This is a genomic window from Streptomyces sp. MB09-01 (genome assembly GCF_033794505.1).
Lineage (GTDB): Bacteria > Actinomycetota > Actinomycetes > Streptomycetales > Streptomycetaceae > Streptomyces.
Map to the genome: position 1 here is coordinate 1 of NZ_JARAYQ010000148.1, position 21,417 is coordinate 21,417.

The window sequence follows — 21,417 nt, forward strand, 5'->3', positions numbered from 1 at the left end:
TCGGCACGGCGGATGCCCGATCCGGTCGGCGGCGGCCCGCGGTGTGGCAGGCGGCCGAGTCGGGTGATCTCCCTCCAGGAGCCGGACACCACGTGCACAATGGCCCTCGGCGAGATCAACGAGACGCTGGTAAAGGTCAGTTGTCCGTGGCAGGGGGAGAGCCGATGGAACGTCAGATCCAGCAGATCGAACTGCCGGGCGGGGAGACCGTACTGGCCCGCGTGAGCGTGATGCGCCCCGAGGACGTGCCCCGCGGATCGGACGAGTTCGCCTACGAGGACGTGGGCGCGCTCGACCATCTCACCGCTCGCGTGGACCAGTTGAACGAACTGGTCAGCGGCATCGGGTCCGCCGTACTCGAGTCCGCGCGCGCCGCCCGCCCCGACGAGGTCAGCGCCACCTTCGGGATCGAGCTGGCGGTGAAGCCGGGCAAGGCCGTCGCCCTGCTGGCGGACGGCGAGGCGAAGGCCGCGATCTCGGTCACGCTCACCTGGCGCCCCCGAGCGGCGGAAGGCACGGTGGCCCCGGACAACGCGAGCGGATGACCCCGGCGAGACCCGGCGAGCTCAGGGACCTTCGAGCCCGAGCCGTTGTGACCACGTCTCGATGCGGGGGTTAACCCCCGGCTGGGGTCGCCGGTTCGCCGGATGCCCTCCGAGCACGGCCCCGGTCATGATCGTTTTCTGAGCCGGGCCGAGCAGACCCGGCAGACTGAGGACGGGACGAGGAATCCGAATGGGACACAAGTCCCTCAAGGGAGCCCAGGCCGTGACGGTCGTGCTGGCGTCGGCCCTGGCCGCCGGGACGGCCGCGCCGGCCGCCGCGGCGGGACGCCCGACCGGCCCGACGGGTTCGGTCGACGGCTACGGCGCGGTCCTGTCGATCGCGGACGGGCGCCTGCGGGAGTACCAGACCACGGCGATGGGCTGTGTACCCGGCTACGAGGCGTACGGACGGCCCGGGCACCTACCGCGTCGAGGACGGCACCTTACTCACCGTCCGCTCGCAGGGACTGCTGCACGTGGCCGGCTCCACGGGTGACCGCCGACTGCGGCGGCTCGCGGCCCTGCCGGAGAGCTCCGACCGGCAGCTGCCCGACGACCCGCTGACGGCCTTCGACGTGTCCTGGAGCACCTTCGAGGAGAACTACCCCTTCTTCGCGGACAAGGGCATCGACTGGCACGGCGTCCGGGACACCCACCGCCCCAAGGTCCACGCGGACACCACGAGGATGAGCTCTTCAACCTCTTCGCCGACATGGTGGGGCCGCTGTACGACGCGCACGTCGCCGTCGTCGAGCAAGGCCGCCGTCCTTTCGTCCGGACCCGGCCGGGAACGAGCGACAACCCCGAGCTGCTGGACGCGAAGGCCAAGGACCACATCATCCGGCGGGACCTCGGCGGCACGAAGCCGCAGGAGTTCGGCAACGGCTGCATCTCCTACGCCGACCTGCCCGACGGGCAGGGCTACCTGCGCATCTCCGGATTCGCCGACTGCGACGAGCAGGACCCCGGGTACGCCGCCCAGCTCGCCGAACTGGACCGGGCGCTCGACGCGGTCCTCACCCCCGGGCGCACCGCGGCCCTCCGAGGTCTGATCATCGACCTGCGGGTCAACGGCGGCGGCGAAGACGCCCTGGGCGTGCACCTCGCCGGGCGCCTGACCGACACCCCGTACGTCGCCTACCGCAAGCGCACCCGCTCCACCCCTCCGCAGGCCGTCAGGGTGGAGCCGGCCCGGGACGCACCCCGCTACACCGGTCCCATCGCCGTACACACGGCCGGCACGAGGTTCAGCGCGGGGGAAACCTTCGCCCAGGCCCTCATCGACCGGCCCGGCCGGACCATCCGCGTCGGAGAGCCCACGCAGGGAGTCTTCTCGGACACCATGGTCCGCTCGCTCCCGAACGGCATCAGGATCCGGCTCCCGAACGAGGAGTACCTGACGCGCACGGGGACGACCTTCGACATCACCGGGATCCCCCCGCACCTCCGGACGCCGGTCTTCACCGACGAGGAGTTCGAGCAGAACCGTGACTCGGCCTTCGACGCGGCCGCCGCCCGCTGAAGAGCCAGGAGCTGTCCGCAACGTCAGTCCCCCATCGCATCAGCGATCGGCCTGGCGATTGCCCGACCTGAACAGGAAGTCCTCGACGGCGCGGAGATCGGTGTTCCAGTAGGTGACCCGGGGGTCGGGTCCGACCGTGAGGGAGCCGACCTCGTCCGACAACCTGATGTCCAGCGGTGCGACGTCCCTGTTGCTGTCGGGGGCGCGGTCCTGGTAGCCGAGGGAGAACGACGTGACGGTCCTCGTCTGCTGGCCCGCTCGGAAGACGAACACGCCCGCGTACGCCTTCTCCTTCGGCCCGATCGTGGCGACGGCCCGCGGCTTGGACTCCATGGGACTCACCGGAGCCCCGATGTCGGTGCCGAAGCGGACGTACGGGTAGTGGTAGAGGATGCAGGCCTTGTCGGTGAAGTTGGTGGCCGTGATGAGGAGGCGCTGGCCCGAGTCCTGCCGCCACCCCGACGTGACGATCGAGAGGTCGTTGTCGTTGCAGGCTGCGAGCGTTGTGTCGCCGCCGCCGGGCTTGGCCGAGCCGCCACCCGCACTCTGCGAAGGGCCCGTCGAGCCCCTGCCGCCGGGCGCGGTGGTGCCGGCCGGGCTCGGGGTGGCGGAGGCGCTGGGGGCACCGGTCGTACGGGGGGCGCCGGAGACGCCGGGGTTCTTGCCGCCGTCCGTGCCGCCGGAGTCACAGGCAGTGGAGGAGAGGAGCGCGGCCACGGCCGCAGCCCCAAGAGCGTAGGTTTTCCAGCTGGTGCGGGCAGTGCGCATGATGGCCCCCCGTGTGCCTTCACATGGTTCGAATGGTGTGGTCGACCATTCGGTTCTGCCCGGCGGAATCGCTGAAATCCCCTTCCCGCGCGGCCGTTACGGACTCAGGACGTGAAGGTCACCATTCCGTCCAAATGGCCGTGGCCCGTCCGGAAATTCCGGGTCCCGGAAACTTCCGGGTCATGGCCGCATGCATGGGAACGTGACGCTGTGCAGCCCTCGTCGGAGCCGCACAGCGTTTCCTCGTTCGTCAGCAGCCGTGGCCGTGGCCGTGGCCGTACTTTCCGCCTCGGTAGTCGTCATCGTCGTCGTCGTCGTACCAGCCGTGGTGGCCCCGGTCGTGGTCCCAGCCGCCGCCGGTCACATAGGTGGCGGAGTGGGTCGGGGTTGCCGCCGAGGCCGTTCCGGCGGCTCCGAGGGCGGCGCCGCCGGCCAGCAGAACGCCGATGGCGGAAACCGCGAAGAGCCGCTTCACTCTCAGTGCTTGCATGGTTCAGAACCCTTCTTGTTGCTGTGGCACGAAGATTTCTCTTCCTCCTCACACAAGAGATGCACGCGCTGTTCTGTGGTCATACACGTGTGATGTGATGAGTGCATATTCCCCGTCAACGCGGCCTCGTCGGGCCACGGACTTTCTGGGCTGGTGCGCACACGCACGCCGCGCGCGCTGGCGCACACTGCAGGCAAAAGGTGTGTTTCCCGCAGTTGCCACAGTTACCTACGGATGATACTAATCGCCGACCCGTCACTTGGCATCTCGGCATCTCGGGTTGCGCGGCGAGCGGGCGGGCGACAGGTGGCCATGTCCATGGCGCACACCCCGACGGCCCGTGCGCCGGCCCCCTCCGTCGGCATCCCCGGTCCGGGGGAGTGATGTCAGTGGGTGCCAGTAGGTTGTGAGGGCCTGCTCGGGGAAAGTGGCGGGCGCCGATGCACCACGGGGGTACACAGGATGAGTCCGACCACTGCATGGAGGGCGGCCGGGGAGTACGAGCTGACACTCGATCCCTGGGCCGAGCCGAAGCCCGTGCTCCGCTGCCGTACCGCTGCCGGGCGGGAGCTGAAGAAGGTGCCGGCTGCGCTCAAGGCGGAGCCGCTGGTGCGGGAGTTGACCGCCCTGGCGGAATGGATCGGCGACCACGCCGCCCAGGCGCAGACGAGCGTCGAGCGGTGGATGACCCAATCGCTGCCGGTGCCCGCCGTGTTGATACGGCAGGTGTGGGCCGACCCGTACTGGCAGCGCGCTCTGCGGTACGCGGTCATCGCGCCGTACGAAGGGGCGGCGGGCGAGCCGGACGTGGGGCGCGCCGGGGTGCTCACGGGCATCGCGCCGGGCCCGGGCGGCGGGGCGCTGGTGGTGACGGGGCTCGACGGGGAACGCGAGCTGGAGGACGCCGTGGTCGTGATTCCGCATCCGGTGCTCCTCGACCCGCGCGGCACAGGGCTGCTCGAGCGCTGGCGGAAGCTGCTGGATCCGCTGGGCGGAGAACAGCGCATCGAGCAACTGCACCGCGAGGTGTACGTACGGCCGGACTGCTCGCCCGCGCCGGCGCCGGGAGCGCAGAGCACACGGGAGGCCATCACGGTCTTCTACGGCGCCTCGTACGAGTCGGGTGGGCGCTTCGAGGGCATGGTGGCACGGTTCGGCGGACGTATCGGCGGGGAGCGTGCCGGTTTCACCTTCGGGCACCAGGGACGTGCGTACGGCATGGTGGCCGACCTTCGGTACCAGGGCCCCGTGGCGCCGGTGAGCCTGCACGACTTCTGGTTCACCGACGTCCGGGGGAGGCAGGGGACGGGGGCCTACGACGTGGTGCCCCGCACCGTCTGGTCCGAGGGGATCAGAGCGATGGTGAACCTCTACGACGAGCGGGAGGCCGATGCGGGGCGCTTCTCCGGGACCAGGCCGGCCGACGGGGTCTCCGGGTACCAGTCCTTCCTCGTCGCCTGCGCGGAATACGCCGCGGCGGGCGCACCGGAGGCCGGATCGCCCGAGGCGCGGCAGCCTGCCGACGCGCGTCAGCTCCTCCACGCGGGTGCGGTGCTGGCGGGTGGGCCCGCGGGTCCGGGCGAGGAGCTGCTGACCGCACGCCGCTACGGATCGCCGCTGCTGGAAGGCGGCGGGCATTTCGTACGGCTGGTCGTGGCGCGCGTCGTCGAGGCCCAGGACGCGGTGGCGCGGGCGCTTGGCCTGGAGCCGGACGTGGACGGGGCCGCGCCGGTCGGGAGGACGCCGGTACGCCCCCTGGACTTCCTGTCCCGGGTCTGCCGGGTGCACCCGGAGCTGGCACGGCAGGCGATGGGGCTGCTCGCGCCCTTGCGCACGTGCGCCAAGACGGCTGAAACGAAGCCGGGCCGGGCCGCGACCCAGCTCCAGACGAGTCTGAAGAATCTGACCGCACCGCACCCCGAGCTCCTGCCGTTCGCCCTGGACGAGGGCGCGCGGATCGTGGCCGCGGCGGGCAGCGTGGCGATGGCCAAGCCGCTCTACGCCGAGGCACGGGCCGCGCAACAGCGGCTGGGCGGCATCGACGAGGACGCTCTGCGGGAGCTCGTCTCGGAGTTCCGCGCGCTCGGCGTCGTCGACGGGAAGCAGCTCAGGCAGTACCGGGACGACCTGGCCGCCCGCTCGTCGGCGGGCGAGGCGTACGAGGGCTACCGCCGGCTCGTCCTCGACTCGTGCCGCAGGGAGAGCGCGATCCCCAGGTCCTTCGTCCGGGACGGGGTCACCTACCACCGGCAGCGGGACATCCCCGCATCCTTCGCGGTGGAGCTGGCGGAGGGAAACGGCGGCCCGTTGGCCGCCGACGACACCAACACCGAGATCTTCCACCTCCTGCTGCGCGGCGGCGCCCTGGAGACGGCGGTCGCGTCGGTGTGGGAAGCATGGGCGGCGCCCCTGGAGCGGGACCTGGCGGAACACCCCGACACGGCCGCACACCTGAGGACCCACCTGCCGGAACCCCGCGGCTCCTCGGCCGTCGCGAAGACCGCGGCCGCCGAGGCGTGGTTCACCCTGATGGCGCGCCTCGGCGTGCTGGAGCGGCTCACCGGAGGGACGGAGCCCGTCTCCGCCGAGTCGGCAAAGGCCGCGAACGCCTGGCTGACCCTGTTCCTCCGGCGCTACGCGGGACTACGCCGGCCCGTGGCCGGCCTGGAGCCGGTGGTGGCGGCGATCGCGGCGCGGATGCGCGCGGCGGGTGAGACCCGTGAGCCCCTGCTCGGGTTGCAGAGCAGATCGCTCGGGGGTGACTTCTGGGGCGTGGGTCTCGATCTCGACCTGCTCGCTCTGATGAAGCGGGTGGGCTTGCCACTCGGCGACCCGGCGGGCGATCGGCGCGTCTTCGCCCTGCAGTGGATACAGCGCCGGGGGACCGACGGTGTCGAGTCCGTACTGGCCGACCCCGCGTTCCGGGACCCGATCCGAACCGAACTGACCGGCTCCGTACGGGGGATCCTCGGCTACACCGTCACACGGCACTGCCTGACGCCGTTCCCGAAGGTGACGAAGCGGGTGGCCGCGCTGGGACCGCTGCGGGAGCTCATGACCGGGGTCCTCGACGAACGTGCTCGGCGCGTGCGGGAGGGCGGCGCCGGCACCCTGTTCGCCCTCCAGGACCTGCTGCTCCATGTCGAGCCGTTCCTCGTCGCCGGGGCGGCGAAGCACTTCGACGCGTACGTGCGGGAGGCACTGGCCGTCGAACCGGCCGAGCTGCTGGCCGACACCCTGCGCGCCCACTGCCTCGCCCATGAGCACGACGGCGACGGCGACGGGACGAAGGCGTGCGCACTGCGGGAGGTGACCGTCGACCAGGCACGGCAATTGCTGGAGTCGACGGACGCGGCCACACGGCACCGCCATGCGCAGGTGTTCACCGTGGAACCTGCCACCCGCAAGAGCCGGTACCTCGCCTTCGCCCCGGGGTCCGAATTCGCGCGGGACCTGATGCCCGGCATCGAGGAGGCGCTGCCGCAGATCGCGGACGACTCCTGCAGGTCGCAGGCGCTCGGGGTCGTGCAGGGCGTGTTGTGGTGCGAGACGTGGCAGGCAACATTGCGCCGGTTCGTGCGCGCGGGAGGATGAGGTCATGGGGACACGACTGCCGTTCGGGGACGGGTTGCGTGCTCAGCTGGGAGTGCCCAAGGGCTCTCTCAGGCTGAGCAGCAGCCCTCGCTCGCGCGTCTGGCGAATCGAGTTGCCGGCGTCGACAGCGGTGGTGAAGCAGCTCGTCGGCGGCCCTGACGCCGACGAGCGGTACGCACGTGAGGTGGCCGCCCTGCGGCTCGCCGCCCGGGCCGCAGTGCCCGTGGTGCCGGCGCTGCTGGCCACTGATCCCGGTGAGCGGGTCCTGGTGCTGGAGCATCTGGAACACCAACGCCCGGCCCGCGACTGGATCGTCGACTACGCAGCCGCGCTGGCGCGGCTGCACGCCATGGCCGGCCCGGACGACGTGGGAGCACTTCCCCGGTGGCAGGGCCCGAACCAGGCCGACATCGAGTCCTTCCTGCGGCTGGCCGACGCCCTGGAGGTTCCTGTCACGTCCGCCGTGTCCGGGGAACTCGATGACCTCGTCGCCCGGCTCGACCAGGCACCCGGGCACGCGCTCCTCCATGGAGACCCCTGCCCCGGGAATGATCTCCACACGGCCACGGGGATCAGATTCATCGACTTCGAGCAAGCCTCGTTGGGCAGCGGCCTGATGGAGCTCGCCTACCTGCGCATCGGCTTTCCGACCTGCTGGTGCGTCACTTCGGCGTCCGAGCCGCTGCTGGAACGGGCGGAGGACGCGTACCGCGAGCAGTGGCGCACCGTGACCGGCTCGGAAGTCCGCGGTGGGCTCGCCGACGCGTGCGCGGGCTGGCTGATCCGCGGCGACGCGCTGGTCCAGCGGGCACACCGCGAGGGCACGGACCACCTGGCCCGGATTCCCCACCAAGACTGGACGTGGGGCACCGCGACCGCCCGGCAACGGCTCGTTCACCGGCTCGGAGTCGTGGGCCGGATGACGGCCGACCACACCTCCCTGGGCGGCTTGAGCCGCGTCAGCACCGCCATGCGCCGGCACATGCTCGCCCGCTGGCCCACCCTTCAGCCGGTCCCGGCAGAGCGGCCCTGAAGGATGCCCGGGACTGCTGCGCGGATGGGCGAGGCACCGGCGGCGGGTGAGATCCTGAGCGGATGCACGAAACACCCGCCGCCGTGGCGGCCGCCCGGTGGCCGCTGGCCGCCTCCGAGGAAACCGACTGGCTGCATGAACTGACGGACGATGACGGGCTCACCGGGTTCATGCCGCCGGCGCTGCCCGACGCGGCCTGGGTCCTCCACTCCATGCACCAGCACGAGGTCGGGCCGACCGACATGTCGTACGTCGCGTACGAACGGGCCGTGCTGATGGGCGGCGGGCCCGAGATCATCCCGGGCCTCGACCCAGCGGAGGTGCTCACCGGCACGGCGGGCGAGCACCCCGGACCGCGGTGGCGCCGGCTGCGCTGGGCGGAGCTCTCACGGCGGACCGGTGATCCCGTGACGCCTGAGGAGCAGTGGCCCGGCCCCTACAGCTGCTTCCCTTCGCTCAGGGAGTCGGGCGGCTGGCCGGTCGGCATCGCGGCACCGTCCGAGGGCAGCCTGAACCGAGCCGACTGGAACCGGCTCGTCGAGATCCTCACCGGACACAGCCTGCAGGGGCCGGACACCCGCTGCCTGGCCTACTACACCCCGTTGGGGCAATGGGCCGAGGACTTCGACACCCTGCACGTCCGGGCCGGCCGGCTCGCGGACGCCAAGGTGCTGTACGACCACCCCGAGGAAGACGGGTGGAGCCCGTCCAACTTCTGGGCCCACGACCGGTCCTGGGTCCTCTGCACGGACTACGACCTGTGGGCCACCAAAGTGGTGGGCCCCGCGCCGCTCGTCGAGGCCCTGCTCAACGATGCGGAGATAGAGGCCGTACGGCTGCCCGAAGCCCTCTGATCCGGCGCCAGGGGCGCGCTGCTCGGCACTGTGTGCTGATCGCGGCCACGGCGGCGTCCTGCGTGATGGACGCCTTGCCCGTCAGGAACCGCCGGCGGGTACGCGTCGGACCTGCTCGTGTGATGGCCGGCATGTGTGCTGTTCGGCCGGTGTTCAGCAGGGGCTTGCCCAGCGCCCCCACACCGGTTCCAGCGCCCGGCTCAGGCGCTCCAGCCACTCTCGCGCCGTACCCCGTACCTGAGGGTGGTTCGCGCGGAAGGCCTCCCAGTCCACCGACCACAGTGCCACCGCCTCCGGGCGCAGGGCGTCCGCGGCAGCCGTGTTGCCCGGCTCGTTCCGGAACACCGTGCACAGCAGCCGTGGAGACAGCCTCGTGGCCTCGGCCTCCGCGAGAAGCACGGCGTCGTAGAGGTCCTTGGCCTGCGCCCCGCCCTCCGTGGCGCAATCGGCGTGCAGCCACAAAAGCTTCCAGGCGAGCGACAGTTCACGGCTCGCGGTGCGCACGACGGTCGGCCCGGTGCCGTCACCACGGGGTACCGCCGTCAGGACGGACGGTTGCGGGAGCCGCTCGTCGCGGGCGAAGTCCAGCCGCACCTCGCCCGGCGGCAGGCCCTCCGCCTGCCAGGGGATGCTCACGCGTATGCCCGGGGTGTCGTACTCCGAGTAGGTCCAAATGCCGTCGTCCCGGGCGGCGTCCGCGTCGAGGAAAACGCCCGGCGCGGCCACCGGCCGTTCACGCACCAGGTCGAGCAGGGCTTCGTGCGGCGGGCAGCACTCCGGCTCGGCTTCGACGATCCAGTGCAGCCCTTCGGGCGGTACCACGGGCCGAAGACCCCTGGTGTCGAACTCCTCGAACTTCCAGATCTCGTACCGTTCGGCGCCGTCGGCCGCCTCCGGCCACTGCTGTACGACCTCCACCGCCTCCACGTACGGATACGGGTGCCCGGGATCGATCGGGACCAGCAGGGGCCGGGGAACGATCCAGTCGAGGTCCGCCGGCTCCCTCGCGTCGGCCCCCACCCATGCCGGCAGCACCATGCTCCCGCGCAGCACCAGGGCGTCGCCCAACGGCGAGCCGCCGACGAGGCCGATGAGGTGATCGAGCACAGCCCGGTGCGCGATGCGCCCTCGCTCGCCGTCCACGGAGCGGATCACCGGCCGGCCGTCGTCTCGTCACCGGCGTTCGCCGTGCGCATCGCCTTGCGCATCGCCGTGGGACGGCCCCCGCACTCCCCCGAAAAATCGTTCACTACCGCCCCGCACGTGCTCGTCCGCCCACCGGTCGCCCACCGTACCGACCCCCACTGACAGCGACGTGGGACGGTGGGGTTGGAGGCGGGCGCCGGTCGTCAGGCGGGCACACCGGCCTCGTCCATGACCACGGCCATCTCATGCGGGGGAAGGGCCGGGTTGGCACCCGCGCTGTGGGCCAGTTCGGGTACGGCGAGGGCCTCGATGAGCCGGGGGAGAGGCAGGCGCGGATCGCGGGTCGCCTCCTGGCGCGTCCAGACGTGCGGATCGTGGCTGAGCCGCTCGATCAGATCGGGGCCCGCGGCGGGGTCGCGGACTGCCAGCAGCCGGTACATCCCTTCCGGATGGTCCGCGAAGCGGGCGGCGAGTCCCTCGCGGGGAAGCGGGGATGGCCGGTCGCCATCCAGGCGGAGAACGTCCCGCCGAGTCGGGCGTACACGCTCATCAGGACCTCCTCCGGGGTGTCGGGGTGATGGACGGCCAGGTGGGTGCGCACGACGACGTCCGCGTCGTCGGCCAGCAGCCGCAGGAGCTCGGGTGGCAGATGGGGGCTAAGGGCCGCGGCGCGGCGCAGCAGGGGATGTGCGGAGGTCGCGGCCCGGTGCAGCACGTCGTGATCGGCGATGCCGGCCGCCACCCAGTCCACGTCACCCCCGTCGTACGGGTCCACCGGGAAGTCGATCGCGGAGCGGCGGGCTTCGGTCAGTTCGGGCCGGAGGGAGACGGCGAGCCGTACCCCGTCGTCGGGGTCGACGGCGAGACGGTCCACGAGGTCGGCCGGCAGCGACGGATTGCCGGCGAGTCCGACCAGGTGAACGCCCTCGGCGAGGAACCGCTCGGCGTCCGTGCGGTCGAGAAGCCCACGGCGCAGCACTTCGGGCAGGGCGGCGACGGGGTCGCGGAGCAACGCTGCCGTGACCCGTGCGTCGCGAGGACACGCGCACAGCGCCGCCGACCGCCGAACCTGAGGGTCGGGGTCGTCGAGCAGCGCGGCACGCTCGTCCGTCGCCAGTTCGTCCCAGACGCGCAGGGCGGCCCGCCGTGCGGCCGGATCGTGATGGCGGACCAAGGAGGCGAGGAAGGACGGCGCCACGTGGCGCGAGTGCAACAGTGCCTTCCGTACGGACGGTTCGGGGTCTTCGAGGAGACGGACGCACACGGCGTCCGGCAGCGGACGGACCTTCGTCCGGGGATCGTGGGTCGATCCGGGCCCGCTCGCGGCGGCGGCCCGGACCAGGGGCGAGGCGTCGTCCGCGAGCCGGGCCCGCTGCTCGGGAGCCGCCTGTCCGCTCGTCGCGAGCTCGACGCGCGGGTCCAGGAGGGGGTGGGTGAGGACGGCCGCCACGGCCGACTCGGGCAGCCCCGGCCGGTGCAGGGCCTGGAAGGGCGGACCGACCCCGCCGTCGAAGGCGATCAGCCGCAGCAGCAGCGGTGTGGGAAGGGCCGGGTTGGCGGCGACTCCGTCCAGTGCGGAAGAGTAGAAGGCGACCACGTCTCAGCTCTCCGGCCCGTCGCTCTGCGCGCAGCCCCTTCGGACGCCGCAGCCCCTTCGGACGCCCGGGCGACGCCGGCCTTCCCGGTCAACGTGCCGTCATCCTGCCACGCCCCGAGCCGCCGCGGCACATGATCACCGGGCGCCCGCACGACGCCGCCGGCGCGGGCGCCCGGTATCGCACGGGGCCTACGGGGTGGTGCGGGCCGGGAAGGAGAAGGTGTAGCCGTGTGCGGTGAGCCAGGGCAGGTACTCCTTGAGCGCCGCAACGGTCTCGCTGCGGTCGCCGCCCCCGTCGTGGAAGAGGACGGTCGGCTGCTGGGGGAGCTTGTCCTCGACGGCGGAGATGATGGCCGGCAGGCCCGGCCGGCTCCAGTCCTTGGGGTCCACGCTCCAGCCCAGGGGCCGCATCCCGCTGGCCGCGGCTATCGCCCGGCTGTCGGGGGTGAACGCTCCGCCCGGCGCGCGGTAGTAGCCGACGGGGACACCCGGCACGGCCTTCTCGATCATGGCCTTGGCGTCGAGTATCTGCTGCTGCTGGTAGGCGACGGGCTTGTGGTCCATCGTCACGTCGTGGTCGACGGAGTGGTTGCACAGCCGGTGCCCGTCGGCGGCGACGGAGCGCGCCAGGTCCGGGTACTTCTGCACCTTCGTCCCGATCATGCAGAAGGTGGCCTTGACGTGGTTCTCGCGCAGCACCTTGAGGACCTGGGGCGTCCAGCGGGGGTCCGGGCCGTCGTCGATGGTGATCGCGACGTCACGGCCCGCGCCCTGCGCCAGCCTGGAGATACCCAGCGGGACCCCGGCGGCGCCGTGGGCGGACCCCGGGCCTCCGGCGGACGCCGAATGGCCGGCAGGGGTCGTGACCGGGGACCGGCCCGCGGAGTCGTCCGGGGCGGCGAAGGCCGGGGTGCCGGCTGCCGCCAGGAGGCCGAGGACGGCCGCCGCCGCGGCGGATCCCGCCCGCCGACGACGTGCGGGACTGGTGGTGATGCCCATGGACGCGCTCTTCCTTTGCGCTCGGCCCCCCGGATCTCGCGTTGCCGATCCAGGCTAGGTCATGCGCCGGGGCTACTCCCTCATCCGATCGGCCCATTCGACGGCCCGGACCGCGGACACGGCCGGCCCGGGCGCACGTCCGCGGTCGACGGCGGACGGCCTACCGGAGTCGCGGGACGGCCGTGCCGTACGGCGTGGGGGCGGCGTCCGTGAGCCGGGTCCAGTGCGCGAGGGTCTCCCGGTGGGAGCCCGCCGCCGTGGCGGCGGCGACCGCCGCGGCGGCTTCCGCGGCGCACGGCGTCCCGTTCCGTGTGAGCAGTGTCACCGGCCACCGGGGTCCGGCGGTCGCCGTCCCGCCGTCGAAGGCGTGCCAGTGCCAGGGGCCGTCGAAGCGCCATGCCCGCCCCGAGGCATCGCCGACCTCGTCGCCCGGGTGCAGGAAGGCGTACGGCCGGAACAGCAGCTCGACGGTGAACGGAATGTCATCCTCCGGGTGCAGTTCGTAGCCGGTGGCGTTGACGAGGCTGTCCGCCGGGACGTCCCGGCAGGAGATCCCCCGGGGCAGCACCGTGACGGCCACACGCGGGCGGGGCAGCCAGCCCGTCTCCAGCGGGGGATCGAAACGATCGACGGTGGTCACGTGCACCACGGTCGGCGGCACACCGACCCGGCACACGTCGTCCGGCTCCAGCACGTCCAGCGGCGGTTCGGTGCGGAAGAGCGTGGTCTCGTGCCACACACGGGCATCGGCGTCGACCCCCAGCGCCACCTGGCCGTTCCAGTGGAAGAACTCGCTGTCCGGATCCCGCCGCCACCACGGCCACTCCAGAACGAGGCTGTCCCACCCCAGCCTCGTCACCCTCGCCTCTGTGAACCGGCAGGCCACCGACAGCACGTCGCCCACCCGGAAGTCCGCGTCTTCGATCACGACCACAGGCTAGGGTGCCTGATCCTGGAGTACGGCGTGGCCGTGGCCGCCGTCGCCGTGAGGTGGGGCCGGTACCTGAACGAGGTCACCGACGCCCTCTTCGGGTTCACACTCCCCGACGTGATCAGGCAGCCGCCGGGAGCGGGCGGCGTGGTGAACCTGCCGGCGCCGGCGGTGGTACTGCTGTGCTCGCTGCTGCTGGTCCGCGGCACGCGCGAGTCGGCGATCGTCAACGCGGTGATGGTCTGCGTCAAGATGGGCGTCCTGGTGCTGTTCGTCGCCGTCGCCCTGACGGCCTTCGACAGCGGCAGGTTCAGCGACTTCGCCCCGCACGGCGTGGCCGGCGTGGCCCTCGCCGCGTCCGGCGTCTTCTTCTCCTTCATCGGGAGCGGTCGTGTCGATCTTCCGCGTGGTGCTCGTGACGCTCTTCGGGCAGAGAAGAGGCCCTGGGACAGCCGAGCGCCACCTGACGGGCTCCCTCACGCGCACGCTCGTCAGTCCGGCCGACCGTGAAGCAGCGGCAGCACCCGAACGAGCTCCCTTCGCCGTGTCATGCCCCGTATGCTGCGGCGATGCATGCCGGATTCGGGTTCCTCAACCAACTCACGGGGAGGTACCGGTTCCTGGCCGTCGACTCGCTGCTCGCGCTGGGCTACGCCGGCGCCGGGCTCTTACTGGGGCAGGAGTAGCCGCCGGTCGGATGGCGGTCCATGGACGGGCTCGGGGCGGTCCTGACCGTACTGGTGGGTCTGGTCCTGCTGGCCCGACGTATCGCACCCGTCGGGGTGTTCGCCACCAGCAGTGCGCTGTGGATCCTGTTCATCGCCTGCGGGTACTGGCCGGTGATCAATTCGATGCCCCCGCTCCTGGGCCTGTACACGGTCGCGGCGACCCGTGGCCTCCGTACTTCCGTCGGGTGCGCGGTCGTCGTGGCCGGCACGTGGGTGTACGCGGGGCTGAGCAACGCCGCCAACAGCTCCATGCCGACCGTCTTCGCCCAGGCCGTCCTGTTCCCGGCAGTGGTGTTCGTCGTCGGGCGCGGCTCGGGAAGACTTGCCGAGCGCAACCGGCAGTTCGCCGAACTGACCTTCCAACTGCGCAGACAGCAGAAGGAGAACGCCCGCCGGGCACTCACGGAGGAGCGGGTGCGCATCGCGCGCGAACTGCACGATGTGGTCGCGCACCACATGTCCGTGATCTCGCTCCAGGCGGGAGTGGCTTCGTACGTGTTCCCCACGAACCCCGAGCTGAGCCGGCAGGCCCTGGACACCATTGCCGGCGCCAGCAGGGAAGCGCTCGAGGAGATGCGCCGCATGCTCGTACTGCTCCGCGTCGGCCAGGAAGGGCTACCGGAAGGCAGCGTGGACCCGGACGACGGCGGCGACGCGCTGGAGGACGGCGGCGCCTGCGCACCGGCCCCCGGGCTGGACCTTCTGGACCCACTGCTCGAGCGGGTGCGGGGAGCAGGGGTCCGGGCCACCATGGAAGTCGTCGGTTCCCCCACCCCGTTGCCGCAGGGCATGGCGCTGTGTGTCTACCGGGTGATCCAAGAGGAACTGACCAATGTCCTCAAGCACGCGGGGCCGACCAGGGCGGACGTCACCATCCGCTACGGGAGCCGGACGATCGAGGTGCGCGTCGTCGACGAGGGGAACGGCACGTTCCCGCCGGACCCGGCCATGACGTCTGGTCACGGCCTGATGGGGATGAGGGAGCGCGCGAAGATCTACGGCGGGGACGGTCACCGCCGGCCCCCGCGCCCTCGGTGGATTCGAGGTGCGACTCGTCCTTCCGGCACCCGCCACGAGTGACCGTGCGGCCGGTCTCCCGGCCCCCGGTCACGGGGACGTCCGGTCACAGCACTAGGCCGACAGACGACCTAGCGCCGGCCGGAGATCATCGACATCAGCAGACCGTGGGTCCCGGCGTCGGCAGCCACCACGAGCCCGCGGCCCGCCCGACCGATCGGGCCGCCGTCGATCCCGGTGACCACGCAGCCGGCGGCCCGGCACACCGCGATGCCAGCGGCGAAGTGCACACTCCCGGACAGGTCGCCGCCATCGGTGACGTACGCGGCGCGTTTGCCGGCCGCGACCCAGGCCAACGCCAACGTCGTGGACACGACCCGCGGCCGGAACCGCCCGACGAACCCGGAGTCGGCCAACAAGTCCACGGCCCGGAAGCCGGGCGCACTGGGGAACGGCGGATCCAGGTTGACGTCGACGAGCCGTGTGGCGGCCGTGGGCGCCAGTCGGGCATCGACCCCCGCGTGCCGCACCCAGGCGGTCTCACTGTCGGTGAAGAAGACCTCGCCGCTGAACGGGTCGGCCACCGCCGAAGCCCCGTTGCGCAATGCCACGTTGACGGCCACCAGCATGTTGCCGACGGCGTAGTTCAGCGTGCCGCACAAGGGATCCACCAACCACTCGCGCACGGCGGCGGCCGCACCCTGCTGGCCGCCTTCCTCGCCCAGCACCGCATCATCGGGCCGAGCGGCGCGGATGACGCCGAGGATCGCCTTCTCGGCCTCCACATCGGCGGCGGTGGCGAAGTCGCCCGCGCCCTTGTCGATGCGGGAGAGCGGCTCCCCGTACATGCGGCGCACCACGTCCGCACCGGCACGGGCGGCAGCTATCGCAACGCCGGCGTCATCGAGACTCGAGTATGAGTTGATCACGAGCCTATTGAACCAGCGCGAAGGTACCGGATGCCACGGCCCCGCCTACTGCGGCGCCGGCAACGACTTGCGCAACGGTGTGGTCCTTCAGCTCCACCCGCGACCAGCTGACGACGGCGACCACGGCATAGGCAAGGAGCGTCCAGGGCCCATGGATCACGGCGAGCATGGCGATGCTTCCGGAGGACACGGCCGCGTGCACGCTGATCTTCCACGCAGGGGTCACGGCGAGGAGAGCGGCCAGGGTGACCAGCATGGCCGCGGTCAGCGCAGTCATCGCCCGGGGTGCGCTGAAGGCCCACAGCAACAGGGTTCCGGTGGCGACCGAGGCGATGATGAAGGCCATCACCACGATCCGCTGCTGGCGCTGACCCACGTGCCGGTCGGCCCAACGGCCGCGACGGATGCCGTACTTGATGAAGGCCAGCGGAACGACGGCGGCGAACAGGCAGCCGATGAGGCCCCATCCGATCCCGGCCAGACGACTGGTGTGCCAGCCGATGAGGAGGGTGTCGGCGATGATCCAGGTCTTGGGATCGAGCCCATCGGTGATCAGGCGCGCGGCCCGGGAGGCGCCGGGCCGGGCGATCGTGCTCGTCACGCCGTGGCCTCCGGTCAGGTCGTCGTGCGCCGAACGGGCGGTCAACATGTCATGATCATAGGGGTTTCAGCACGTCAACGAAGGGGTTGGCGGAGCCGCACACCAGCGAGACGGGGCTGCTCGCTGGGCACCGGCTCTTACGAACCGCCGCAAACCGTGATCGCGGTGAACCCAGCCCGGCGCCCGGCTGTCCGACGACCTCTGCGCGCGCCCACGAGGCGGTCCTCACCGGAGCGCCCCGTCGCCCCGCCACCCGCGCCGGGTTGACCGGCCCGGACGCGGGCGGCGGGGCCGCATCAGTGCCGGGCGGCGAGGGCCTCGACCTCGAACAGCACGTCAGGGGCAGCCAGACTCGCGACACCGATGAGGGTGTGCGCGGGCGGCTTCGTACCCCAGCCCTCCTGTACGGCCCCGGCGACGGGCCCGAGCTTGCTGACGTCATGGTTCACCACGTACGTCCTGAGCTGGACGACGTGGCTGAGGTCGAGCCCGTGCGCGGCAAGAGCCACACCGACGTTGTGGAACGTCCGCTTCACCTGCTCGGCGAAGTCGGTCGAGACGACCGCGCCGTCCGGGCCCGATCCGTACTGACCTGCGACGAGCACCAGTTCCGCACCTGCCGGGACGACGGCGGTGTGGCTGTAGCCGTACGGGACCGGGTCGTGCAACCCGTCCGGATTGACCAGGGCGTGTGCCATGTGGATCACCTCTCGTGTGCGACCGATCTTTGTCACGCCCGTAAGCCTCGCAACGAATCACGACATCAAGTGTCATGTATTCCCGTAGAGTTTTCGTATGCGCGCCGATCGGCTGGTCTCGCTGGTGCTGCTGCTCCGGCAGCACGGTCGGATGTCCGCGGCCGCGCTGGCCGGCGAGCTGGAGGTGTCCACCCGCACCGTGCTGCGCGACATCGAGGCGCTGTCCGCAGCCGGCGTTCCGGTCTACGCCGAACGCGGTCGGCACGGCGGTTTCGCGTTGCTGCCCGGTTTCCAGACCGAGCTCACCGGACTGAACCACGACGAGGCACTCGCCCTGCTGGTCGCCGGATCCCGGCGCGGTGCCCAGGCGTTCGGACTGGGCTCGGCGCTCGCTTCGGCCATGCGCAAGGTGGTCGACGCGCTGCCCGAGAGCTATCGGGCCACCGCGGCCGGCGCGGCCCGGCGACTGCTCATCGACCCGGAGACCGACCTCCTCTCGCGTCGGCTGGTGGCCGAGGAGGTGCCCGACACCATCGTGGCCGAGGTCCGGCGCGCGGTGTTCGCCGGACACAAGCTGCGCATCCGGTACGCGGCCGTGGACCAGCCCCCGCAGTGGCGCACGGTGGACCCGATCGGCCTGGTCACCGTGCGCGGCCACGGCTACCTGCTCGCCACGCGGTCCGGCGCGGACCGCACCTACCGGCTGTCCCGCATCCTGGCCGCCGAGGTGCTCGCCGAACCGGCACAGCGACCGGACCGGGTCGATCTGGACCGGGCCTGGAGGGAACGGAGCACACGCTTCCGGACCGGCGGCGACCAAGTCACCTTGCTCGTACGGATGAACCCCGCGCGGCGGGAGGAACTGGTGGGCACCGCGCTGGCCGTCCTCGCCGAGGAAGCCGACACTGACGGCCGGCTGCGGCTGGAGGTGACCTTCCAGGACGCGAGACACGCCGAATGGGCGATGTGGCAGCTCGGCACGAACGCGGAAGCCCTGGCCCCGCAGTGGTTGCGCACCTCCCTGCGGAACCGGGCCGCCGCGATCGCCGCCTGCTACGGAGCGTCACCCGGCGAGTAGTCGCCTCCTGCGGGACGCCGCCGGGTCGCCGCTCACGTGGAGTGCGTCAGGGCCTGCGAAATGATCCAGCCGGCCCAGGCGATGGGGATGAGGACCACGTAGGCCAGTGGCCGACGGAGCACCGGCGGGCCCGTGTCGAGATGGGTGCGTCCCGGGGCCGGTGCCGACGGGGGAAGCTTGCTGAATTTCAGGTGGGCCAGCAGATTCCATACGAGCGTGAACGGGTTGAAGATCACCAGGGAGAGCGGGCCCCACCAGCCCAGGAACAGGGCCCTCGTGGTCATCTGCCGGACGACGGCTATGCCGCAAGCCCGGCAGAAGGGTCCGTCCAGGTGCTCGAACTTCATCATGATGAGGATGCCCACGTGGGACCGGACCTTGAAGTCAGCGGCCGACGGGGCGCCGCACGCGCGGCATGCGCGCGGGGCATGGCTCATGGAACCAGGGGCGGCGTAACCGCTGGGCATGGGCGCGTAGTTCCCTGGGGCCGGGGCGTGGCCGTGCTCTCCGGGAGCACTGTAGGGGTTGCCCGGCACAGGGCCGTGACTGGACGCGTGAGGGGGTGTTGCCATTTTTGAACGGGTCTCCAGGATTGCTGTGCGTGTCGACACCGGCCGCGGGCGGACAGGAGTCCGGGGGAAGGGGCCGGATCCCCTGCGCGGTGCGCGTCACCCGTCGACGATCGTGAGCGGACTTCCGGTGTCGATCTGCCGTGACGTCACCATTCTGGGGGCCGGCCGGGGGGATCGGATGAGTGCGCGTACTCAGATCGGGGCGGCCATGTGCTCAGGGTCCTGAGGCGTCCCACCTCCCGAACGCCGCTCCGAGGGCTGCTCCGTCGGGGGAACCCTGTGGCTGCGGCTGGCAGGATGACCTCGTGACCTTCATACCCGGAACCCGTGACTCTGCCGCCGCCGACCGGGCGCGGACCCGCCTGGTGGCAGCGGCAGCGGCCGTGGTGGTCGTCGCTGTCGGGCTGGGGCTGCGGGCCGTGACGACGGGGAGCGTGGCCAAGTACGGCGGAGACGCGCTCTACACCGTCCTCCTGCTGGCCCTTGTCGTCGTGGTGGCGCCGCGGACAACGCCCCTGAGGGCCGCCGGAGGTGCGCTGGCCGTCAGTTGCACGGTCGAGTTCCTCCAGCTCAGCCCGGTGCCGGCGGAACTCTCCCAGCGCAGCACCGTCGCCCGCCTGGTGCTCGGTTCGACCTTCAACCCGCCCGATCTCTTCTGGTACGCGGTCGGCGCGGCGGCCGGGTGGCTGGTCCACACCGCGGTGGGGTCCTTCAGGTCACGTTGACGTTCGCAGCGCGGCCGACAGCACCCCCGGGCACGGGCTCGCCCCCACGGCCATGGCGCCGGCGCCCGTGCCGCGGGGCATGGGGGGTCGAGGAAGGGGGAAGCCTCGGTGTCTCCCGTCCTGTCTCGTGGGCCGTGGCCGGTGGGCTGCTTCTCAGGCCGTCTCGTCGCGGATCAGGTTGCGGTGTTCTTCGTAGACGAGCCGTGCGTCGTCGTTGGGGAGCGCCGGGGTGATGAGGCCGCAGGCACAGGTCACCACCGTGAGGTCGGAGAGAGCGCGCAGGGTGTGGCCCTCGGGGCTGGTCGGGGCGGTCCCCGCCGGCCTCTCGTACCGGAGGCTGTGCGGGTAGTGAGGTGTGCGGGCAGCGGCCGGGGTGGTGCCGGTGCTGGTGTCTTCGAGGGTGCAGCGGTGCTCGCTCATGGGTCCAGTGTCGTCTGCCGGACGCGACTGATGTGCGCCCGCGCGGCGGAAGGCGACGAGAGGATCACCGAGCTGGCGGCGGTTGCCGTGATCGGGGGAGGCGGAAGCCGTTGAAGAGGTCGTCCATGCCGCGCAGGGCCAGACGGGTGGGCGTGGCACGGATCGCGAGGTCGCGGGCGGCCGCGGCGAGGGGATTGCGGAGGACGCCCAGGCGGCCGATGCGGCGGGCGCGGACGCGGATGGCGTTGGTGCGGTCGCGGCGGGCGGTGGTGTAAGCGGCGAGGGCGGCCGGGACGGGGTCCGCGGTGTCCGGGCCGTCCGGGTCGTCCGCGGTGTCTCCGGCGGGGAGCAGGTGGGCGAGGACGACCGCGTCTTCGATGGCCTGGCAGCCGCCCTGGCCGAGATTGGGGGTCATGGCGTGGGCCGCGTCGCCGAGCCAGGCGATCCGGCCGTGGTGCAGGCGGGGGAGCGGGGCGGCCAGGTCGTAGAGGTCGTTGCAGAGCACGTCGGCGGCATCGAGGCGCTCGATGCGGTCGAGCAGGGCGGGGATCGGGTCGTGCCATGAGGCGAACCGGTGGCGGAGCTCGGTGCGCGGGTCGGCCGGCCGGGTGCCCGGCGGGACGAGGGCGGTGGCGTAGAGGTAGAGCCGGCCGTCGGAGAGCGGGGTCACACCGAACCGCTGGCCGCGCCCCCAGGTCTCGCTCATGGACGCGATGCCCAGGTCCGGAGCGTCCACGATGGTCCGCCAGGCGCTCTCGCCGGTGTAGTGCAGGCCGGGGTGGGCGGGGAAGTGGGCCCGCCGCAGTGGGCTGTTGATGCCGTCGGCGGCGATGACCAGATCGGCGGTGAGGTCGGGGCCGGCCGCGGTACGGACGGTGGGGCGGCCTGCGCCGTCCTCGACGGCGGTGACCGGGGTGCCGTAGCGAAGGGCCTGCGGGGGCAGAGCGGCGGCCAGGGCTGCGGTGAAGGCCGGCCGGGGGACGGCGATCGGGGGCATGCCGTAGCGGGCGGTCATGTCCGCGGTGTCGGTCCGGGTGAGCCACTGGCCGTCGAAGCGGCGCAGGCCCATCGTTTCGGGTACGGCGCTGCCGGCGGCGCGGGCCGCGTCGACGCCGAGGGTGTCCAGGGCGCGCAGGGCGTTGGGGGCGAGGCCGATTCCGGCTCCGGTGG

Annotated in this window: 23 protein-coding genes and 1 pseudogene; 11 read left to right on the forward strand and 13 right to left on the reverse strand. The window is 71.9% G+C overall.

The window, feature by feature from the left end:
* Positions 1-164: 164 nt before the first annotated feature.
* From PV721_RS27035 to PV721_RS27045, 4 genes and pseudogenes are all read left to right on the forward strand, one after another.
* Positions 165-545 carry a CU044_2847 family protein gene (locus PV721_RS27035; protein WP_319728487.1) on the forward strand — a complete coding sequence of 127 codons (381 nt, stop codon included), beginning with the start codon at positions 165-167 and terminating at the stop codon, positions 543-545.
* Positions 546-735: 190 nt separating this feature from the next.
* Positions 736-1,041 carry a hypothetical protein gene (locus tag PV721_RS27040; protein WP_319728489.1) on the forward strand — a complete coding sequence of 102 codons (306 nt, stop codon included), beginning with the start codon at positions 736-738 and terminating at the stop codon, positions 1,039-1,041.
* 79 nt (positions 1,042-1,120) lie between these two features.
* Positions 1,121-1,174 (forward strand): annotated as a pseudogene (locus tag PV721_RS44055) (hypothetical protein); the annotation flags it as partial.
* Between the two features lie 83 nt (positions 1,175-1,257).
* Positions 1,258-2,067, forward strand: a complete 810-nt coding sequence (locus PV721_RS27045; protein ID WP_319728490.1) for a S41 family peptidase — start codon at positions 1,258-1,260, stop codon at positions 2,065-2,067.
* 39 nt (positions 2,068-2,106) lie between these two features.
* On the opposite strand, the gene PV721_RS27050 is transcribed toward PV721_RS27045, so the two are convergent.
* Together PV721_RS27050 and PV721_RS27055 are read right to left on the reverse strand one after the other, a co-directional pair.
* On the reverse strand, positions 2,107-2,835 hold the full coding sequence (locus PV721_RS27050; protein WP_319728492.1) for a DUF4232 domain-containing protein: 729 nt from the start codon (positions 2,833-2,835) through the stop codon (positions 2,107-2,109).
* Between the two features lie 250 nt (positions 2,836-3,085).
* On the reverse strand, positions 3,086-3,325 hold the full coding sequence (locus tag PV721_RS27055; RefSeq protein WP_319728493.1) for a hypothetical protein: 240 nt from the start codon (positions 3,323-3,325) through the stop codon (positions 3,086-3,088).
* Between the two features lie 462 nt (positions 3,326-3,787).
* Between PV721_RS27055 and PV721_RS27060 the strand changes: the two genes are divergently transcribed.
* From PV721_RS27060 to PV721_RS27070, 3 genes are all read left to right on the forward strand, one after another.
* A complete protein-coding gene (locus PV721_RS27060; protein ID WP_319728494.1) occupies positions 3,788-6,919 on the forward strand; it encodes a DUF4132 domain-containing protein in 3,132 nt (1,043 codons plus the stop codon).
* Between the two features lie 4 nt (positions 6,920-6,923).
* Entirely contained in the window at positions 6,924-7,952 is a 1,029-nt protein-coding gene (locus PV721_RS27065) for a phosphotransferase (RefSeq protein ID WP_319728495.1), read from the forward strand.
* Between the two features lie 62 nt (positions 7,953-8,014).
* Positions 8,015-8,806 (forward strand): hypothetical protein, encoded by a 792-nt coding sequence (locus PV721_RS27070; RefSeq protein WP_319728496.1) that lies wholly within the window; start codon positions 8,015-8,017, stop codon positions 8,804-8,806.
* Positions 8,807-8,959: 153 nt separating this feature from the next.
* On the opposite strand, the gene PV721_RS27075 is transcribed toward PV721_RS27070, so the two are convergent.
* The 5 genes from PV721_RS27075 to PV721_RS27095 form a co-directional block, all read right to left on the reverse strand.
* Positions 8,960-9,961 carry a nucleotidyl transferase AbiEii/AbiGii toxin family protein gene (locus PV721_RS27075; protein WP_319728498.1) on the reverse strand — a complete coding sequence of 334 codons (1,002 nt, stop codon included), beginning with the start codon at positions 9,959-9,961 and terminating at the stop codon, positions 8,960-8,962.
* Between the two features lie 194 nt (positions 9,962-10,155).
* A complete protein-coding gene (locus PV721_RS27080) occupies positions 10,156-10,392 on the reverse strand; it encodes a hypothetical protein (RefSeq protein WP_319728499.1) in 237 nt (78 codons plus the stop codon).
* Positions 10,344-11,549, reverse strand: coding sequence for a Mucin-2 (locus PV721_RS27085; protein ID WP_319728500.1), 1,206 nt, complete (start codon positions 11,547-11,549; stop codon positions 10,344-10,346). Before PV721_RS27085 ends, PV721_RS27080 begins: the two co-directional genes overlap by 49 nt.
* 189 nt (positions 11,550-11,738) lie before the next feature.
* Positions 11,739-12,548, reverse strand: coding sequence for a polysaccharide deacetylase family protein (locus PV721_RS27090; RefSeq protein ID WP_319728501.1), 810 nt, complete (start codon positions 12,546-12,548; stop codon positions 11,739-11,741).
* A gap of 160 nt (positions 12,549-12,708) precedes the next feature.
* Entirely contained in the window at positions 12,709-13,476 is a 768-nt protein-coding gene (locus PV721_RS27095; RefSeq protein ID WP_319728502.1) for a hypothetical protein, read from the reverse strand.
* Positions 13,477-13,512: 36 nt separating this feature from the next.
* On the opposite strand from PV721_RS27095, the gene PV721_RS27100 reads away from it, so the two are divergent.
* Together PV721_RS27100 and PV721_RS27105 are read left to right on the forward strand one after the other, a co-directional pair.
* On the forward strand, positions 13,513-13,989 hold the full coding sequence (locus tag PV721_RS27100; protein ID WP_319728504.1) for an amino acid permease: 477 nt from the start codon (positions 13,513-13,515) through the stop codon (positions 13,987-13,989).
* Positions 13,990-14,186: 197 nt separating this feature from the next.
* A complete protein-coding gene (locus PV721_RS27105; protein WP_319728506.1) occupies positions 14,187-15,287 on the forward strand; it encodes a sensor histidine kinase in 1,101 nt (366 codons plus the stop codon).
* Between the two features lie 68 nt (positions 15,288-15,355).
* Here PV721_RS27105 and PV721_RS27110 read toward each other — a convergent pair whose 3' ends face one another.
* From PV721_RS27110 to PV721_RS27120, 3 genes are all read right to left on the reverse strand, one after another.
* A complete protein-coding gene (locus PV721_RS27110; protein WP_319728507.1) occupies positions 15,356-16,153 on the reverse strand; it encodes an inositol monophosphatase family protein in 798 nt (265 codons plus the stop codon).
* Between the two features lie 4 nt (positions 16,154-16,157).
* A complete protein-coding gene (locus PV721_RS27115; RefSeq protein WP_319728508.1) occupies positions 16,158-16,802 on the reverse strand; it encodes a hypothetical protein in 645 nt (214 codons plus the stop codon).
* A 248-nt stretch (positions 16,803-17,050) separates the two neighbouring features.
* Complete coding sequence (locus tag PV721_RS27120; protein ID WP_319728509.1) at positions 17,051-17,452, reverse strand: RidA family protein; 402 nt, start codon at positions 17,450-17,452, stop codon at positions 17,051-17,053.
* 97 nt (positions 17,453-17,549) lie between these two features.
* Here PV721_RS27120 and PV721_RS27125 point away from each other — a divergent pair, with 97 nt between their 5' ends.
* On the forward strand, positions 17,550-18,530 hold the full coding sequence (locus PV721_RS27125) for a helix-turn-helix transcriptional regulator (protein ID WP_319728510.1): 981 nt from the start codon (positions 17,550-17,552) through the stop codon (positions 18,528-18,530).
* 32 nt (positions 18,531-18,562) lie between these two features.
* Here PV721_RS27125 and PV721_RS27130 read toward each other — a convergent pair whose 3' ends face one another.
* Positions 18,563-18,895, reverse strand: a complete 333-nt coding sequence (locus tag PV721_RS27130; RefSeq protein ID WP_319728512.1) for a hypothetical protein — start codon at positions 18,893-18,895, stop codon at positions 18,563-18,565.
* 512 nt (positions 18,896-19,407) lie between these two features.
* On the opposite strand from PV721_RS27130, the gene PV721_RS27135 reads away from it, so the two are divergent.
* A complete protein-coding gene (locus PV721_RS27135; protein WP_319728513.1) occupies positions 19,408-19,827 on the forward strand; it encodes a DUF2809 domain-containing protein in 420 nt (139 codons plus the stop codon).
* A 153-nt stretch (positions 19,828-19,980) separates the two neighbouring features.
* Here the strand turns inward: PV721_RS27135 and PV721_RS27140 are convergent, their stop codons facing one another.
* On the reverse strand, positions 19,981-20,247 hold the full coding sequence (locus PV721_RS27140) for a hypothetical protein (RefSeq protein ID WP_319728515.1): 267 nt from the start codon (positions 20,245-20,247) through the stop codon (positions 19,981-19,983).
* 64 nt (positions 20,248-20,311) lie between these two features.
* A partial coding sequence (locus PV721_RS27145; RefSeq protein ID WP_319728516.1) for an FAD-dependent monooxygenase occupies positions 20,312-21,417 on the reverse strand: 1,106 nt, incomplete at its 5' end.